Source organism: Acinetobacter sp. ANC_7588 (genome assembly GCF_056783995.1).
In genome coordinates this window covers 65,635-81,872 of record NZ_JBWYIU010000012.1, presented here as the reverse complement: position 1 = coordinate 81,872, position 16,238 = coordinate 65,635, and the positions used below count along the sequence as shown (strand labels likewise).

The 16,238-nt window shown below is 39.8% G+C and carries 17 protein-coding genes and 2 tRNA genes; 5 read left to right on the top strand and 14 right to left on the bottom strand.

All coding sequences use genetic code 11. The features are described from left to right. Positions 1 to 92: 92 nt before the first annotated feature. Positions 93 to 701, top strand: a complete 609-nt coding sequence (locus AC1M9J_RS11875; RefSeq protein ID WP_035268975.1) for an SPOR domain-containing protein — start codon at positions 93 to 95, stop codon at positions 699 to 701. A 47-nt stretch (positions 702 to 748) separates the two neighbouring features. Here AC1M9J_RS11875 and AC1M9J_RS11870 read toward each other — a convergent pair whose 3' ends face one another. The 6 genes from AC1M9J_RS11870 to AC1M9J_RS11845 form a co-directional block, all read right to left on the bottom strand. Then, positions 749 to 1,360 carry an alpha/beta fold hydrolase gene (locus tag AC1M9J_RS11870; protein WP_481596436.1) on the bottom strand — a complete coding sequence of 204 codons (612 nt, stop codon included), beginning with the start codon at positions 1,358 to 1,360 and terminating at the stop codon, positions 749 to 751. Between the two features lies 1 nt (position 1,361). Continuing rightward, a complete protein-coding gene (locus tag AC1M9J_RS11865) occupies positions 1,362 to 2,003 on the bottom strand; it encodes a glutathione S-transferase family protein (protein ID WP_481592182.1) in 642 nt (213 codons plus the stop codon). A 136-nt stretch (positions 2,004 to 2,139) separates the two neighbouring features. Beyond that, positions 2,140 to 2,538 carry an OsmC family protein gene (locus tag AC1M9J_RS11860; protein WP_481592181.1) on the bottom strand — a complete coding sequence of 133 codons (399 nt, stop codon included), beginning with the start codon at positions 2,536 to 2,538 and terminating at the stop codon, positions 2,140 to 2,142. 22 nt (positions 2,539 to 2,560) lie between these two features. Next, positions 2,561 to 3,511: a pirin family protein gene (locus tag AC1M9J_RS11855; RefSeq protein ID WP_481596437.1), complete on the bottom strand. Its 951-nt coding sequence runs from the start codon at positions 3,509 to 3,511 to the stop codon at positions 2,561 to 2,563. A gap of 670 nt (positions 3,512 to 4,181) precedes the next feature. Next, positions 4,182 to 5,750: a glutamine-hydrolyzing GMP synthase gene (gene guaA / locus AC1M9J_RS11850; protein ID WP_481589363.1), complete on the bottom strand. Its 1,569-nt coding sequence runs from the start codon at positions 5,748 to 5,750 to the stop codon at positions 4,182 to 4,184. A gap of 233 nt (positions 5,751 to 5,983) precedes the next feature. After that, a complete protein-coding gene (locus tag AC1M9J_RS11845; protein WP_481952376.1) occupies positions 5,984 to 6,400 on the bottom strand; it encodes a DoxX family protein in 417 nt (138 codons plus the stop codon). 198 nt (positions 6,401 to 6,598) lie between these two features. Between AC1M9J_RS11845 and AC1M9J_RS11840 the strand changes: the two genes are divergently transcribed. After that, the gene (locus AC1M9J_RS11840) at positions 6,599 to 7,246 is read left to right on the top strand and encodes a DedA family protein (protein ID WP_035268957.1); all 648 of its coding nucleotides are present in this window, start codon (positions 6,599 to 6,601) and stop codon (positions 7,244 to 7,246) included. 77 nt (positions 7,247 to 7,323) lie between these two features. Here the strand turns inward: AC1M9J_RS11840 and AC1M9J_RS11835 are convergent, their stop codons facing one another. The 5 genes from AC1M9J_RS11835 to AC1M9J_RS11815 all read right to left on the bottom strand — a co-directional run bounded on the left by AC1M9J_RS11835 (position 7,324) and on the right by AC1M9J_RS11815 (position 10,182). Next, positions 7,324 to 7,914, bottom strand: a complete 591-nt coding sequence (locus AC1M9J_RS11835) for a LysE family translocator (protein ID WP_092767920.1) — start codon at positions 7,912 to 7,914, stop codon at positions 7,324 to 7,326. A 199-nt stretch (positions 7,915 to 8,113) separates the two neighbouring features. Continuing rightward, positions 8,114 to 8,503 carry a hypothetical protein gene (locus AC1M9J_RS11830; RefSeq protein WP_416224328.1) on the bottom strand — a complete coding sequence of 130 codons (390 nt, stop codon included), beginning with the start codon at positions 8,501 to 8,503 and terminating at the stop codon, positions 8,114 to 8,116. A 35-nt stretch (positions 8,504 to 8,538) separates the two neighbouring features. Then, positions 8,539 to 9,375: a ParA family protein gene (locus AC1M9J_RS11825; protein WP_481952391.1), complete on the bottom strand. Its 837-nt coding sequence runs from the start codon at positions 9,373 to 9,375 to the stop codon at positions 8,539 to 8,541. Positions 9,376 to 9,454: 79 nt separating this feature from the next. Then, on the bottom strand, positions 9,455 to 9,847 hold the full coding sequence (locus AC1M9J_RS11820) for a SirB2 family protein (RefSeq protein ID WP_481952375.1): 393 nt from the start codon (positions 9,845 to 9,847) through the stop codon (positions 9,455 to 9,457). Between the two features lie 26 nt (positions 9,848 to 9,873). Then, positions 9,874 to 10,182, bottom strand: coding sequence for a BolA family protein (locus AC1M9J_RS11815; RefSeq protein ID WP_481590688.1), 309 nt, complete (start codon positions 10,180 to 10,182; stop codon positions 9,874 to 9,876). Between the two features lie 227 nt (positions 10,183 to 10,409). On the opposite strand from AC1M9J_RS11815, the gene AC1M9J_RS11810 reads away from it, so the two are divergent. The 3 genes from AC1M9J_RS11810 (at position 10,410) to AC1M9J_RS11800 (ending at position 12,246) form a co-directional block, all read left to right on the top strand. Beyond that, positions 10,410 to 10,482, top strand: a tRNA-Gly gene (locus tag AC1M9J_RS11810). Positions 10,483 to 10,529: 47 nt separating this feature from the next. Continuing rightward, a tRNA-Gly gene (locus AC1M9J_RS11805) sits at positions 10,530 to 10,605 on the top strand. A gap of 270 nt (positions 10,606 to 10,875) precedes the next feature. Continuing rightward, positions 10,876 to 12,246 (top strand): phosphohexomutase domain-containing protein, encoded by a 1,371-nt coding sequence (locus AC1M9J_RS11800; protein ID WP_481952374.1) that lies wholly within the window; start codon positions 10,876 to 10,878, stop codon positions 12,244 to 12,246. 39 nt (positions 12,247 to 12,285) lie between these two features. Here AC1M9J_RS11800 and galE read toward each other — a convergent pair whose 3' ends face one another. Genes galE through AC1M9J_RS11785 form a run of 3 tightly spaced genes read right to left on the bottom strand, consistent with a single transcriptional unit; the run spans position 12,286 to position 16,227 of the window. Then, positions 12,286 to 13,305 carry a UDP-glucose 4-epimerase GalE gene (galE, locus tag AC1M9J_RS11795; RefSeq protein ID WP_481952373.1) on the bottom strand — a complete coding sequence of 340 codons (1,020 nt, stop codon included), beginning with the start codon at positions 13,303 to 13,305 and terminating at the stop codon, positions 12,286 to 12,288. After that, positions 13,298 to 14,971 (bottom strand): glucose-6-phosphate isomerase, encoded by a 1,674-nt coding sequence (gene pgi, locus AC1M9J_RS11790; protein WP_481952372.1) that lies wholly within the window; start codon positions 14,969 to 14,971, stop codon positions 13,298 to 13,300. Before pgi ends, galE begins: the two co-directional genes overlap by 8 nt. After that, complete coding sequence (locus AC1M9J_RS11785; protein WP_481952371.1) at positions 14,971 to 16,227, bottom strand: nucleotide sugar dehydrogenase; 1,257 nt, start codon at positions 16,225 to 16,227, stop codon at positions 14,971 to 14,973. The genes pgi and AC1M9J_RS11785 overlap by 1 nt, the downstream gene beginning before the upstream one ends. Positions 16,228 to 16,238 lie beyond the last annotated feature (11 nt).

Sequence of the window (16,238 nt, the reverse complement as noted above, 5' to 3'; positions counted from 1 at the left end):
GACTTTTATTATTGAAAAAAATGAGATAAAAACTCCATGTGATGGTAATCCAATTTTCCATTGCATGATCTTAAAATAAGAGAGGTTTCCAAGTGTTTGGAAAAACGCAGCGTGGTGTATCAGAAAGACCTAACAAACCTAAACAACCATTAATACCAAAATGGTTAGGTATGCTTGTTCTGATTTTAATTGTACTGAGTTTTGCCGTAGCCTTAATGCTATGGAAACCGTGGGCGCCAGTCCAACCAAAAAGCAATGATATTCAATCTGAACATTATCAAGAAGATACGAATAAAGATTATCGCTTCTACGATTTATTGCCTCAACAACAAGTGACTCCAATCCCCGATCAAGCTGTACCTGAAAATCAGCAAGTGAACACCGCACCTGTCATCGTGGAAGCACCTGTGGTTGCTGATGCTACAACGACAGAGGGTGAGCTGATTGAAAATGCAGAACCTCAACCCGTAGCGAGTAGCTACCTTTTACAAGTCAGAAGTTATCCAGATCCAGATAGTGCTGATGCACGTCGTGCTGAAATTATTCTCAACGGCTTATCTGCAGATGTCATTAAAACCACGGAAGGCGGTCAAACCTGGTATCGGGTTGTCTCTGGACCTTATGACTCTCAAGAAGCAGCTGTTATCGCTCAGCAAACCCTACAACACAGCGGTATTGATTCAATCGTTGTAAAACGATAATCATAAAAAAGGATGCGATTAGCATCCTTTTTTAGTCTAGAGCAAACCTAAAATTTTGCTAAGTAGCGTTGGATAAAAGAAATACACTCTGACGCATAAACTTTAGCTAAATCATGTTGTCCGTTCGGGATCACATTCAGCTCTGAATACTTAAAAGCGTGATTTAAATACTCACCTACTGCGACAGGACTAATGTCATCATCTCCGCCCCAGATTAATAGTACAGGACATTCAATTTCAGCAAGCCGTTCATCTAATTTGGTTTCATCATCAATAAACCAGTGCGGCACTTCATATTCATTTTGATATTCTGCACGCCAATCTTTAACATGAAATGGTGTTAAATCTATGCCACCTGACGTAGCGACCAGCACTAAACCTTGAATCAATTTTGGATACTTCAATGCTGCTTGAACAGCAATGACCCCACCCATAGATTGAGCGATCAGAATACTTGGGTGTTGAAGATGATCAAATACATAATCTTGTAAATCTGACATTGAATTTACATGTGGATGATCAGGATATTCACCAAAACTGGGATAAGCAATGATATGCGTGTCGTACTCAGATTCAAAATGTGATTGAACAGGTTTCCAAAATGCAGTACTGCCAGATGCTCCGGGCAGGAAGATTAATTTCACTGCTTGATCCGCCATCTTAATCACCACCCTTGATAACCGCTCGCTGATAAGCAGGTCTTTGTTTTATGCGTTTTACATAGGCATGAATGTTCGGATATTTTCCATTTAAGCGTTCATCCATCGCGATCAAGGGAAAACTCATTTGGATATCTGCAAATGAAAACTGAGATGTAAAAAATTCATGTTGCGCCAAATGCTGTTCTAAAAATTCAATATGTTCAGCGAGACGCGGTTGTATAAATCCATCACTCACCCCATCAATAATTTTATTGGCAATTGGTCGAATCACAAAAGGTACTTTAGGAGGTACAAACGAGAGAACTAAGGTCATCACTAAAAGTGGCATTAATGAACCTTCAGCATAATGCATCCAATACTGATATTGTGTTAAATCAGGCTGTGACTGGGGTTTAAATTGATGCTGTGTATCATAGCGATCAGCCAGATAGTCTAAAATCACCGCAGATTCTGCGATCACTAAATTATCATCAGTAATCACTGGTGATTTCCCCAAAGGATGAACCTTCTTCAATTCTGGTGGAGCGGCGTAAGTTGGCAATCTTTTATAATGTTGAATTTGGTATTCAGTACCTAATTCTTCTAGCGCCCAAATAATTCTTGAAGAACGTGATTTTTCTAAATGATGTAATGTCAGCATAAGACCACCTAATTTTATTTCTCTCTATATAGCCATTTTGAATAAAAAAAAGACATCCTGCTTTACACAAAATGTCTTCTTTTTAGCTGTAAATTACAAAAATACAGAATGTTGATGCCTATTAAGTTGTCTATATTTAAACAATTGTTGTTTTAATTTCGACACTTCTGAGCAATGTTTTAGTGACGGGTGTTTTTTGGCACACATTTAAAATTTTTTCTTGTAGCGCTTCATCCAAGTTAGTTTTAAAACTTAAACGACGCTCAATCCATTCCTGCCCTTCTTTATTGGCTTTAAAATCTGCCTCGACACTGAATTCGCCCAAATCCAGTCCTTTATGCTCTGCATACATTCGTAATGTAATCATTGTGCAGGAAATTAATCCTGAACAAATAAAATCATACGGTGCAGGCCCACGATCTAAACCTTGGAATGATTCAGGTTTATCGGTGAGAAATGTGTGCTGACCAGATTGAATTTCACCACCCCATTTTTCAGGTAGTGTGGTGACCTTTGCATTTGCGATCGTTGCCATTTTATTTTCCTTCTGTGTCTTATTATTTAGATGGACGCATGCTATCAGGCAATATCGGAGCTTTCAAACGCTCGCCTTGGTATGATGGAATTGACCCAAAACGTGGATCTTCTGCTATCCATTGATCACGTGCAATTTTGATTTCTTCTTGCGTACGTCCAACGAAATTCCACCATAATAAAATTGGTGACTCAAATGGCTCACCGCCCAAAAGCAGTACACGACTATTGTCATGGATCTCTACTTCCACATATTCTAGCCCTGGCTCTAAAATCACCATATTGTCTTCATCAAAATGATGACCATTAATAGTTGCTGTACCTTCAAGCGCCATAAATCCATATTCAAACTTTGGATTTAAAGGTAAACGTGCTTTTGTGGCTGCTTGCGCAAATAAATCAACACCTAAAAGCTCAGTATGTACTTTGACTGGTGATACTGTATTTAGATACTCACCGACCAATACCGTAAATTCGATACCTGACTGATTGACGACGGGTAATTCTGGATAGTGATTAAAAGCTGGATCGATGGTAAGTTTGTCATCAGGCAATGCAATCCAAAGTTGGGCAGCATGCATTTTTGTTTCATTCGCTGGCGCGACTTCAGTATGTGAAATACCTCGACCTGCGGTCATGAGGTTAACTTGCTTGGGCTGAATGAGCTGATCTGTTGTCCCTAAGCTGTCGCTATGCAACATAGTCCCTTCAATCATCCAAGTAAAGGTTTGTAGACCAATGTGTGGATGTGGACCAACATCTAGACCTTGTCCAGCTTCAAATGTTACAGGACCTGCATGATCTAAGAAGCACCATGCGCCAATCATACGCTTATGGCGACTTGGTAAAGCGCGTTTGATCACTGTCCCTTGACCAATTTCTGCACGGCGCAGTGGAAATTCCTGAATAAATTGGTTGGCGTGCTTTTCACAGTCTTCTGAATGAGACAATTCGGTATAAGTATTATTGGTCATGTTGTTATCCTAAAAGTTTGGCAAATGGCTATCTTTGTTATAGATATTAACAAGGTCATGCAAATTGAACCACCTTAGACTTAATACGCTGAATACTATAGGTAGGACAATTGGAGTTTTGTATGTATTAAAAATAGAATGCTTGCCCGCCCTTGATTTAATAGTTTTGGAAATAACTGTGATAAAGGATACTCATGCTCTAACGTATAAATAATTTTATCCAATCTAAATTGATCTGCTGTTAGATCAACTATATATATCTACTTCCTACATTTAAAAGCCAAGCAGACTTTCTGTTTCCTTTATATTTTTTCCTAAAATATATTGGAATTCACCATATCCTTTAGATTCTAAGTAAGTAGCAATCAAATTGCTTGAGTTTGGGAAATTTCTTAAAACAACGTTATTTGGGCTAATGACTTCCTATGCTTTACGTATTTTGACTAATTCTTCAAACATAGAATTCTTCTGAATTAAATTTTAGATAATAAATAGAAAGGACGCCTAAGCGTCCTTTTTTATTGGGGTATGTCTTGATTCAGATACTGCCGCTCACGCAGCGCTTGGGGTAATTCAAGCGGACAGCCATGCTGTCCGAAATCCCTCACTGCCGCGAGCATAGCTCTTGGCGTAATTTAGGCAAGAAACGTTGTTTCTTGAAAGCCCTAAATTACTCCCATTCAATCGTAGCTGGTGGTTTAGACGATACGTCATAAACAACACGTGAAACTTCTGCAATCTCGTTCATGATACGAGTAGAGATTTTATCAACAAGATCATAAGGGAGATGTGCGAAACGAGCCGTCATAAAGTCAACCGTTTCAACCGCACGAAGTGCAATCACCCATGCATAACGACGACCATCACCGACTACACCCACAGATTTTACTGGTTGGAATACAGCGAATGCTTGTGCAGTTTTGTCATACCAACCACTTGCACGAAGTTCTTGCATGAAGATGTCATCGGCTAAACGAAGAATGTCAGCATACTCTTTCTTCACTTCACCCAAGATACGAACACCAAGACCTGGCCCTGGGAATGGATGACGATAAAGCATCTCAAATGGAAGACCTAAAGTCGTACCCAAACGGCGTACTTCATCTTTAAATAAATCACGAATTGGCTCAACCAATTCAAAAGCGAGATCTTCCGGTAAACCACCCACATTATGGTGTGATTTAATCACATGTGCTTTACCTTGTTTGCTTGCAGCAGATTCAATCACATCAGGATAAATCGTACCTTGCGCAAGGAAGTTTACGCCATCAAGCTTACGTGCTTCTTCAGCAAATACTTCGATGAACTCACGACCAATGATTTTACGTTTTGCTTCAGGATCAACTTCACCTGCCAAAGCGTCAAGGAAACGTTGTTCAGCATCAGCACGAATCACACGGATACCCATGTTTTTCGCAAACATTTCCATCACTTGATCCCCTTCATTTAAACGAAGAAGACCATTGTCAACGAATACACATGTCAATTGATCGCCAATTGCTTTGTGAAGCAATGCAGCCACAACAGATGAATCTACACCACCTGAAAGACCAAGAAGAACCTTCTGATCACCAATCTGTTCACGTAATTGTTCAACACGCAAATCAATGATGTTTTCAGAATTCCATAGGCTACGGCAACCACAGATCTTTTGTACAAAGTTCTCAAGTAACTCTTTACCTTTAGCAGTATGGGTTACTTCAGGGTGGAACTGGATACCGTAGAAACGACGAGCTTCGTCAGACACCATTGCCACTGGGCAGCTTGGTGTACTTGCAGTAATTTGGAAACCTTCTGGAATTTGAGTCACTTTATCGCCATGACTCATCCATACTTTCAATTTGTCTGCTGAATCTTCAAGATCGCCAATTAAAGCATCACGTACTTTAATATCGACTTCAGCATAGCCAAACTCATGAACTGTACCCGGTTCAACTTTACCGCCCAACTGAGCAGACATCGTTTGTAAACCGTAACAAATACCCAATACTGGTACGCCTAAGTTAAACACAACTTCTGGCGCACGTGGGCTGCCTTCAACGTGAACACTCTCAGGACCACCTGAAAGAATAATCCCTTTTGGATTAAATGCGCGGATGTCCTCTTCCGACATATCAAAAGCATACATTTCAGAATATACGCCTGATTCACGTACACGACGTGCGATCAATTGGCTATATTGAGAGCCGAAATCCAAAATCAGGATACGATCTTCGGTAATTTGAGTATTGGTAGTCATGATAACAACTATGAAAGGCTAACGAAGGATTAGCGCGCTATTCTATCATTTTTATTAAGCTTACGCACACTATTCAAATCTCTCTATATTTCAATACATTATTATTAAATATTGTCTTTTTATTCAACAATTTCAGTTGATTGCTTTGATCATGCAAGCCTTGGGGTTACATTCAGATCACGATGCAGCAGGCGAATAATTCTCTCATTTCACCTGCATTGCGTATTCGTCATTTATTTTTCAAAACGCTGATCCACACTCCATTGACCTGCACCATGCAATACGAGAAAGATTAGACCACCCGCCATAGCAAAGTTTTTCATGAAATGTATCGAATCTTCAGGTGTACCATGAAAAAGAAATGCGGTAACTAAACTGAAACCAGCTAAAGCTGCTGCGAATAATCGTGTTTGCACTCCAAACAACAGTGCTAAGCCTCCACCCAGTTCAACCAAAATGGTTATTGGCAATAATGCACCTGGCACACCCATCGCTTCCATATATCCAACTGTCGCGCTATAACCTGCGAGTTTGCCCCATCCCGCCACAATAAAGATATATGCTAAAAGGGCACGTGCGACGAAGGTTAAAGTTGCATGCACTGTGGGTTGAGCAACAATTTTTTGAATCACTTGATTTGGATTAAACATTGGGTTGACCTATCTATGTTTTGTTTTTGGTAATGACCTTAGATTAGTAGCTTTTATTTTTAGGATAAATAATCAATATAAAGAATCAGCGTTGCATAATCAGAACAATAATTCACCTCTAATTTAAATCAATTGACTACTGACATCAGCGCCGATGGCTGTTAGCATTTGAACACATTTTTGCTCAGTTCACCCCTCATGGATTTAATCGATTTTATTCTGCATGTAGATGATCATCTACTTGAATTTATTACCAATTATGGCATTTGGATTTACGGAATTTTATTCCTGATTATTTTCGTAGAAACGGGCTTGGTGGTCATGCCTTTTCTACCCGGGGACAGTTTACTGTTTGCAGCAGGTGCGTTAGCAGCCTCAACAGGTGCAATGGATCCGTGGCTTTTGGGCGTGTTGTTATTCACGGCAGCAGTATTGGGTGATACCTTAAATTATCATATTGGAAAATATATCGGACCACGCGTTTTTGAAATTGAATCTCGATTTATCAATAAAAAACATTTGGTCTATACGCAAAAATTCTTCGAAAAACACGGCGGTAAAACCATTATTTTTGCGCGTTTTGTTCCATTCGCGCGTACATTTGCACCCTTTGTCGCTGGTGCAGGAAGCATGAATTATAAATACTTCATTACTTACAATGTCGTTGGTGCTTTCTTGTGGATTTCTTCGTTTATCACTTTGGGTTATTTGTTCGGTAATATGCCGATCGTGAAAGACAATTTCACCCATTTAATTTTTGGAATCATTATTCTGAGCGTATTGCCGGGGATCATTGGCTTTATTCGCCACAAGTTTTTCCCAAAGAAAAATCCCGAAATGATGTAATGCTCTTAGGCTTCAAAAAAAAGCAGATTCTCCACCAAGAATCTGCTTTTTTTTATCACGACAAAATATTGAAAGGCTTAGAAAAATCCAATAATGACAGGTAACATACTGAGCATAAGTAACATGGCAGAACCTTTGTATAAGCGATCTGCGCTGACCACCGTCTGATTCCCTGCCAAGACTTTACGACCAAAATACATCCAAAATAAAGCACATGGAATTAAACATAAGGTGAATACACCCAAAACTAAAAAATAGTTTTGAAAAGAATCCCAAGTCCATGCTGGAAAAATACCAACTGCAAACAAAATAGATTTTGGATTTTTCAGAGTCGATTTAAAAAGATGACTGCGACTCATTCGAATGTTTTTTTGGCTCAATTGCTTAAGGTGTGAAGCTTTCCATAAATGAAAAGCCATCCAAATCACATAAACTGCACTCACCAAATGTAAGATATGAATCAGCATTGGCCAAATTGGTAGGGTTAAATGCACCAACAGTGCCCAAATGCTAATGCCGTAGATATAACCCAGTAATTCAAGAGGTACGAAATAGAATGCTTTTAATACGCCATGGTGATGTGCTGCGCTAGCCAATAATGCATTGGTTGGACCGGGAATAAGTAATACCGCGAACACTGCAAAAATATAAAGCCAACTTTCTACCATAGATTAAAATCAGAGATTTAGAGGAGGCACACCTTAAACGAAAAACGAATTTAAAGACAAGTTTTTAAAGTGAAGGAATGATGAATGTCACGTCTATTTTCAGTTAATAATTTTATAAAATATTGATTTTAATAAATTTACATTGAAACATTTTGCTAAAAAAAAGCTGCTCAAACTCAGATTGAACAGCCCTTTTAAATTACTGAGCTTGCTGTTGACGCTTAGGAACATAAGGACAATTTTTAAATGTTGCCGCTTGTGAGATCGCATCTTGCTCACCATATAGTCGCGACAATTCAGTATTTTTGGTATTTGATGACTGCCCCATATTGACGGAAACTGAAGGACCAAAGCCCCAACCGCCACGGCCCCAGCCACCACCAACACCTAGACCAACGCCAACACCTGTACGTTTAGGCGGTTGTACACCATTATTGATGTACTGTTGAATACGATTGAATTCAGCACCAAGTTGTACACAGTTCAATGCTTGATATTGCGTCGGAGAAACATAACTCGGTTTAACCGTCGTCGCACAAGCAGTCATCAATACAGCAACCGTACCGACTGCACTAAGTTGCATGACCATTTTCATCGCGCGTGAGTTCATACACTTCTCAAATCTTATTTATTCTCGATTTCATTGAACAATGATTGGTAGGCCTGCGTCAATTTATGATCTGTATTTAAATAGATTAACGGCATATTTTTATGATGAGACTCTTTCATCAATACCGACGGTGGCAACATCGCATTGAGCACAGGTAGTTGCTCATCTCTGAGCTGCTGTACCACTTCACGAGGAAGTTTTGCTTGCGCTTGAAACTGGTTAACGACGATACCTTCAATTTCCAAGCGATCATTATGATCATCTTGGGTTTCCATGATGTTTTCGATCAACGTGTTTAAAGCACGCTTAGAAAAGACATCACAATCAAATGGAATCAACACTCGGTCTGCTGCAATTAATGCCGACAAAGTAAAAAAATTAAATGCAGGCGGTGTATCGATATAGATCCGATCATAAGTCCCTGCTAGATGCTGAATCGCGTCACGCAGCTTATAAATTTTATGTTTGGATTCGAGACTATGCTCTAAAGCACCAAGCGAGGGACTTGCCGGCAAAACATCGAGAGATGGGAATGGTGACTGATGTATATAAGCTTCTAAGCCTTTATTTTTATTTTTGAGCAAATTTCCAATGGCTTGACCAATCAAACCTTTGCTGGACTGATTCGCCAATACATCTTCGAAAAAATTTTCAATATTGGGTTCTAGTGCAGGTTTATCGACATTATAAGTCGCATCATCCCCCAATAGATACTGACTAGAATTGGCCTGAGGATCGAGGTCAATGACAAGCGTCTTAAAACTCTGATGTGCACTGAGTGCAGCCAAGTTTACTGTAATACTGGATTTACCAACGCCACCTTTTTGATTAAACACCACACGTGTACGCATCATTCCCTCTAGGCTCAATTCACTTTATAGATGAAGTTTAACCTAGAGGGGTGAGAGCCTAAGCGATTGTGTCTAACAATTAACCAAAAGTTGGCTTAATCATCACGATGCCAATAATGGCCATAAATGCGACACAACTAATCAGTACCCCCGCACGACGTTGAATTAACAATACAAACGCATCTTGGCGATATGCTTTAATTAATGAAGATAACATCACGATCACTAAGACCACTTTGGCATAGAACCAAGGCTGAACTTGAAAATTATTCAAAAACAATAAAATCAAGCCTGTCCCAATGACCAAAGTAAATGCCAAATGTTGAAGCGCAACATAAGCTTTACGTCCTTTCGGATTGGGTTGTTGATTTTCGACGCCAAAATATAAGGTTGTCGCACGTGCTAATACAGCAATAATCAACAAGAGCAAACTCGACATATGCACGATTTTAATGACTAAGTGTGTATCCATTTCAGCCACTCTCCTACTTTTAAAATTTAAGCTTTCGGCGCATGCGCACATTCAGGACTATTTGGCGCTTGACCAGTCCATTCAGTTGGCACATAAGCATGAATCGCCAAAGCATGAATCTTTCCTGGACTCAATAGGTCACCCGCCAGTGCATATACTTTTTGATGGCGTTGTACTAAACGTAAGCCTTGAAACACTTCACTTACAACAGTGACTTTAAAATGCGATTCTTTACCAGGGAAATAGCCACCATGACCTGATGACTCATTCACCACTTCTAAGTGCACAGGAGACAATTGTTGTAAACGTTCAATTAATTGTTGCTCTAAAGTCATGCTTAAATTCCACTCGCATTCATTGGTTGCCAGCAGTATACCGTGAAGTTTTAGAATAAAAAGTAAATAAACCACACCGCCATTGGAGAGTTAAGCTTTAATCTTGAGCTTAAGACCTATCAAAAATTAAGCGAAATACATTGAAATGCTTTAATTTTATTCAATCACACGATATTTTTTTATAAAGTTGTTGACCCTGATTTTTCATGCTGTATTATACACGGCATGCGGGAATAGCTCAGTTGGTAGAGCATAACCTTGCCAAGGTTGGGGTCGGGAGTTCGAGTCTCCTTTCCCGCTCAAAATTTTTTCATTCAGTTTTTTCACTTAAAAAATTGATAGACTCCGCGGGAATAGCTCAGTTGGTAGAGCATAACCTTGCCAAGGTTGGGGTCGGGAGTTCGAGTCTCCTTTCCCGCTCCAGATTCAAAAAAGCCCTGATCAATATCAGGGCTTTTTTATTATTAAATTTTTATAAATTCAATTTTTTACATCCAATAAAGTTTCACTACATTTTTTCCAAAAAAATTCATCCACTTATGAGCGCTGCTTGATTTACAACCAACAATAAGCATCATAACGTAAATTAATTTACTGAATTTAAATGTAATTTTTCATCTCAACCCATGCCGTACTTACATAAAATCGCTATAATTTTCGTATTCAATTTGCTCAATAGATTAGAACCTTAACATGGAAAAATTAACCTGTTTCAAAGCCTATGATATCCGCGGAAAATTGGGCACAGAACTCAATGAAGATATCGCGTACCGTGTTGGACGCGCTTATGGCGAAATTTATCAACCTCAAAAAGTAGTGGTCGGTTGCGATGTTCGCTTAACCAGTGAAGCACTGAAACAAGCTACCATCAATGGCCTGAATGATGCGGGCGTTGATGTTTTAGATTTAGGCATGACTGGGACTGAGGAAGTTTATTTCGGTGCATTCCATCTTGATGTGCAAGGTGGGATCGAAATAACAGCCAGCCATAACCCGATGGACTATAACGGCATGAAGCTTGTACGTGAAAATGCTCGTCCGATTGGTGCAGACTCGGGTTTAAAAGATATCCAACTTCTTGCTGAAAAAAATCAGTTCAAAGCAGTCGAAATTAAAGGCACAACTCAGCATTATAATATCTTGCCTGAATTTATTGATCATTTGATGACCTATATTGACCCTGCTAAAATCAAACCACTAAAACTCGTGGTCAATGCGGGTAATGGTGCAGCAGGTCATGTGATCGATGCGATCGAAGAGAAATTTAAAACCTTGAATATTCCAGTCGAATTTATCAAAATTCATCATGAAGCGGATGGCACCTTCCCAAATGGTATTCCCAACCCCATCTTAGTTGAAAACCGTGCAAGCACCTCCGATGCTGTACTTCAACATCATGCTGACATGGGCATCGCTTGGGATGGTGACTTTGATCGTTGTTTCCTTTTTGATGAAAAAGGTCAATTCATTGAAGGGTATTACATCGTCGGTCTCTTGGCACAAGCCTTTTTACTGAAACAAAAAGGCGAAAAAATTGTGCATGATCCGCGTTTGGTGTGGAATACCTTCGATATCGTTGAACAATATCAAGGCGAAGCTGTGCAATCGAAATCTGGCCATTCCTTCATTAAAGATAAAATGCGTGAACACAATGCAGTGTATGGCGGTGAAATGTCAGCACACCACTACTTCCGTGATTTTGCCTATTGCGACAGTGGCATGATTCCATGGTTATTAGCAATCTCAGTTGTCTCTGAAACGGCAAAACCTCTCTCTGCTCTGGTTGAGGAAATGATTGAAAAGTTCCCTTGTTCTGGCGAGATTAACTTTAAAGTTGCGGACACAAAAGAAACCATTCAAAACATCTTTGATCATTTTGCTGACCAAAAACCCAAAATTGATGAAACGGATGGCGTCAGTTTAGATTTTGGTGCTTGGCGTTTAAATGTACGTGCTTCAAATACAGAGCCTTTACTCCGTTTAAATATTGAAAGCCGTAAAGACAAAAATCCAAAGCCGATGCAAGCTTATATCGATGAGCTCACTCAACTCATTCAGGCTTAAAACCGCATAAAAAATGGAGCGTTGTAACGCTCCATTTTTTTATTCACGATAGCCATTTGGATTTTGTTTTTGCCAATTCCAACTATCTGCCAACATATCTTCCAAATTTAATTTTGGCGTCCAACCCAATTCAGCAACTGCACGCGCATTATCTGCAAATGATGTTGCGACATCCCCTGCACGACGCGGTGAAAATTCGAAAGGAATCTCAATACCATTCACTTTTTCAAAGGTATTTTTAATTTGCAGCACCGAACAGCCATTGCCTGTCCCAATATTCCAAGCACGACAGCCTTGTGCATTTAAACGATTTTCTAGTGCACATAAATGGGCATTCGCCAAATCCACCACATGGATATAGTCACGCACACCCGTGCCATCGACGGTATCGTAATCATTACCAAAAATGGATAGTTTTTCACGACGCCCCACAGCCACTTGAGTCACATAAGGCATTAAGTTGTTTGGAATGCCTTGTGGATCTTCACCAATCTGCCCACTTTTATGCGCGCCAACTGGGTTAAAGTAACGCAGTAATGCAATCGACCAACGTGCATCAGCTTGTGCAAGTTTTTGCAATAACTGCTCAACAATCAGTTTGGTATAGCCATAGTTATTGCTTGGCATGCCTGTCGGCATCTCTTCATTGAGTGGAGAGACGTTGGCTTCATCATAAACGGTTGCAGACGAGCTAAACACCAAATTAAAGACATGAGCACGCTCCATCGCTTTGACTAAGCTAATCGAACCTGCAATGTTATTTTCAAAGTATTTCAGCGGGATTTGCTGACTTTCACCTACCGCTTTTAAGCCTGCGAAATGAATCACGGCATTAATCTGATGATCTTGGAAAATTTGATCCAAAATCGCTTGATCAAGAATATCACCCTCGATAAATTCTAAAGATTTAGAGGTTAAAGCTTGAACTCGATTCAAAGATTCTGGTGAGCTATTCGATAAATTATCAAGAACAACAACTTCATGTCCTGCATTTAACAATTCAACACAGGTATGCGAACCAATATAACCTGCACCACCCGTCACTAATACTTTAGGCATTGTCTTTCCCCATCAATATTTGTATTAAACCTTGTGTCGACGCATCAAGCTTGGACAAATCATTTTGTTCACCATTTAGAATCGGCAAGAGTTGATTGGCAATTTCTTTGCCTTTTTCAACACCCCACTGATCAAATGGATTGATATTCCAAAGCACGGATTGGACAAAGACTTTGTGCTCATACATCGCGATCAGCATACCCAAACTATAAGGGTTCAACTCTTGCATTAAAATGGTGGTGCTCGGTTGATTGCCTGCATATTGTTTATATGCAGGTAAATCTGCAACTTCATGTTGCTCCAATACCTGATTACCAAAAGCAAGCAAGCGAGACTGTGCCAAACAATTTGATAATGCCAAATGATGTTGTTCGATTAACGCATCTGCATTGTCGATATAGGTAAATTGTTGCCCGTTATAACGCTTAACTGGTGCAATAAAATCACAACTGACGGACTGCGTCCCTTGATGCAATAACTGATAAAAAGCATGCTGTGCATTGGGACCTACTTCGCCCCACACAATCGGACACGTATCTAAATCTACTTTCTTGCCGTCTCTTTGAATCGATTTACCATTCGATTCCATTTCCAATTGTTGTAAATAAGAGGCGAAATATTTCAAACGGCCGTCATAAGGCAATACCGCATGCGTTTGAATATCTAAGAAATTGTTGTTCCAAGCACCCAGTAAACCCATCAGTACAGGCAGATTTTTAGCAAAAGGCGCTGTTTGGAAATGCTGATCTATGGCATACGCCCCTGCCAACAATTGCTTAAAACCATCCACACCGACCGTTAAAGCAATCGGTAAACCAATACAAGACCATAAAGAGTAACGACCACCCACCCAATCCCAAAGGAACAGTTGATTTTCAGGTGCAATTCCCCAAGCGGTCATTTTTTCAGGTTTGGTCGAAACCCCAATAAAATGGTGTTTTAAAATTTGCGCTTCCTGACCTAAAGCTTTTTCCAACCATAGACGCACGGTTTGTGCATTGGATAAGGTGTCAATAGTCCCAAACGATTTTGATGAAATAATAAAAAGTGTCGTTTCAGGACGGAGCTTATGTAATAAATCAGAAAGCTGACTACCATCCATCGTGGATACAAAATGCACATTGAGTGGTTTGTCTGTGATTTTCTTAAAATCAGACAGTGCATGACTGACCATGAGTGGCCCTAAGTCTGATCCACCTACACCGATATTCACGACATCTTGAATCACTTCACCGGTGGTACCGCGGTATTGACCTGCATGAATTTTATTGACCAAAGCATACATTCGATCCAGTTGCGCATGCACTTGTTTTGCCAATTCAGGATGAGTCAGATCATGCTTCGGTAAACGAAGTGCCCAATGCATGGCTGCTCGGTTTTCTGTGTAGTTGATCTCTTGTGCCGAGAATAGACGTTTGATCCAAGGATTAAGGTCTTGCGCATTTGCCCATGCGACCAAACGATTTAAAGCATCTTGATTAATACGATGTTTACTAAAATCAAATACAATTGGTGAAACAGTCACAGAAAATTTTTCAAAACGTGTAGCATCTTTGGCAAATAACTCAGTTAGATGTAATTGCGCAAATTCAGCTTTCAATGTGTTTAATTGTTGTATGACTGTCGCACGATCTTCAACCGCATAAGGTTTTGCATGACTGCTCATTAGCGACCTACCCCCATATAAGCAAATCCTTGTGCTTTCACATAACTTGGATCGTAAATATTTCGCCCATCCAAAATCAGTGGATGGCGCATGGTTTTTAATAATTCAGGATAGTCAGGACTCCAATATTGCTTCCAAGCGGTCAGTAAACACAGCGCATGTGCGTCTTTGACTGCATCATAATGGTCTGTACAGTAGATTAAGTCGGGACGATGGCCATAAACTTTTTCAATTTCAGGCAAAGCTTGAGGATCATGTAACTTCACTCTGACCCCTTGTGCCCAAAGTGCTTTCAACATGGTGTGAATCGGAGATTGCTGAATACGTGAGGTATTTTCTTTAAATGCAGCACCCCAAATCGCAACAGTTTTACCGTTTAAATCACCATGATAATAATTCCATAATTTACGGAATAGAATTTCTTTTTGTTGTTCGTTAATATCCCAAACTTGTGCCAGCAGTTGACTCCTTGCACCCGCACCTAACACCGTTTGCGTCAATGTCAAAATATCATGTGAGAAGTTCTCCCCACCAAAACCTGCACCTGGATATAAATAAGATGCGCCAATACGGCTATCCGCTGCCATGCCTTGACGCACTTGTTCAATATCAATCCCCATTTTTTCAGCTACTACCGCCAAGTCATTAATATAACTAATACGTGTCGCCAACATGCCAGAAATACTCAGTTTGGTAAATTCCGCATCCAGTACAGGCATAAATAAATATTGCTGTGTACGTGGGAATAATGGTCTAAGTAGCTCTTTAATTTTGCTTTGTGCGCGTTCAGAAGAAGTGCCTACGATCAGTTGCTTGGTCCGTATCAAACTTGGTAAAGCATTGCCTTCTTGGATGATGTCAGGCAAATATACCCAATCATCTTCTGATAAAATTTGTGCAAATTTATCAGTGCCATGCAATCCTAGAGTTGAAGCATTCATCATCAGTTTAGGATGAATCATGGGTCGAGATTTTAATTCTTTTAAAATCTCAATTGCTTGAATCTCTTCAGTAGGATTAAAACTAAAAAAATAAGCATCGATATCTAATGGAATATGGGAAAAGTTGCAATATTTTAAAAAGCCATTAGCTTTCTGTTGCTCAAGCAAACGCTTAACCGCTTCATCTTGGGTATAGGCTTGCTCGGATGTTGGTTTTTTTAAAACATCACACCAAAAGACCTGATGACCACTTTCAGCCATTAACCCTGCAAAAACACCTGAATAAAGGGTCTGTCCAAATACTGCAACTTTCATATGTGTCTCTT

Coding starts and splice junctions, on each gene's coding strand:
- AC1M9J_RS11870 (WP_481596436.1), bottom strand. CDS start 1,360: ATGGCGGATCAAGCAGTGAAATTAATCTTCCTGCCCGGAGCATCTGGC.
- AC1M9J_RS11865 (WP_481592182.1), bottom strand. CDS start 2,003: ATGCTGACATTACATCATTTAGAAAAATCACGTTCTTCAAGAATTATT.
- AC1M9J_RS11860 (WP_481592181.1), bottom strand. CDS start 2,538: ATGGCAACGATCGCAAATGCAAAGGTCACCACACTACCTGAAAAATGG.
- AC1M9J_RS11855 (WP_481596437.1), bottom strand. CDS start 3,511: ATGACCAATAATACTTATACCGAATTGTCTCATTCAGAAGACTGTGAA.
- guaA (WP_481589363.1), bottom strand. CDS start 5,750: ATGACTACCAATACTCAAATTACCGAAGATCGTATCCTGATTTTGGAT.
- AC1M9J_RS11845 (WP_481952376.1), bottom strand. CDS start 6,400: ATGTTTAATCCAAATCAAGTGATTCAAAAAATTGTTGCTCAACCCACA.
- AC1M9J_RS11840 (WP_035268957.1), top strand. CDS start 6,599: ATGGATTTAATCGATTTTATTCTGCATGTAGATGATCATCTACTTGAA.
- AC1M9J_RS11835 (WP_092767920.1), bottom strand. CDS start 7,914: ATGGTAGAAAGTTGGCTTTATATTTTTGCAGTGTTCGCGGTATTACTT.
- AC1M9J_RS11830 (WP_416224328.1), bottom strand. CDS start 8,503: ATGGTCATGCAACTTAGTGCAGTCGGTACGGTTGCTGTATTGATGACT.
- AC1M9J_RS11825 (WP_481952391.1), bottom strand. CDS start 9,375: ATGCGTACACGTGTGGTGTTTAATCAAAAAGGTGGCGTTGGTAAATCC.
- AC1M9J_RS11820 (WP_481952375.1), bottom strand. CDS start 9,847: ATGGATACACACTTAGTCATTAAAATCGTGCATATGTCGAGTTTGCTC.
- AC1M9J_RS11815 (WP_481590688.1), bottom strand. CDS start 10,182: ATGACTTTAGAGCAACAATTAATTGAACGTTTACAACAATTGTCTCCT.
- AC1M9J_RS11800 (WP_481952374.1), top strand. CDS start 10,876: ATGGAAAAATTAACCTGTTTCAAAGCCTATGATATCCGCGGAAAATTG.
- galE (WP_481952373.1), bottom strand. CDS start 13,305: ATGCCTAAAGTATTAGTGACGGGTGGTGCAGGTTATATTGGTTCGCAT.
- pgi (WP_481952372.1), bottom strand. CDS start 14,971: ATGAGCAGTCATGCAAAACCTTATGCGGTTGAAGATCGTGCGACAGTC.
- AC1M9J_RS11785 (WP_481952371.1), bottom strand. CDS start 16,227: ATGAAAGTTGCAGTATTTGGACAGACCCTTTATTCAGGTGTTTTTGCA.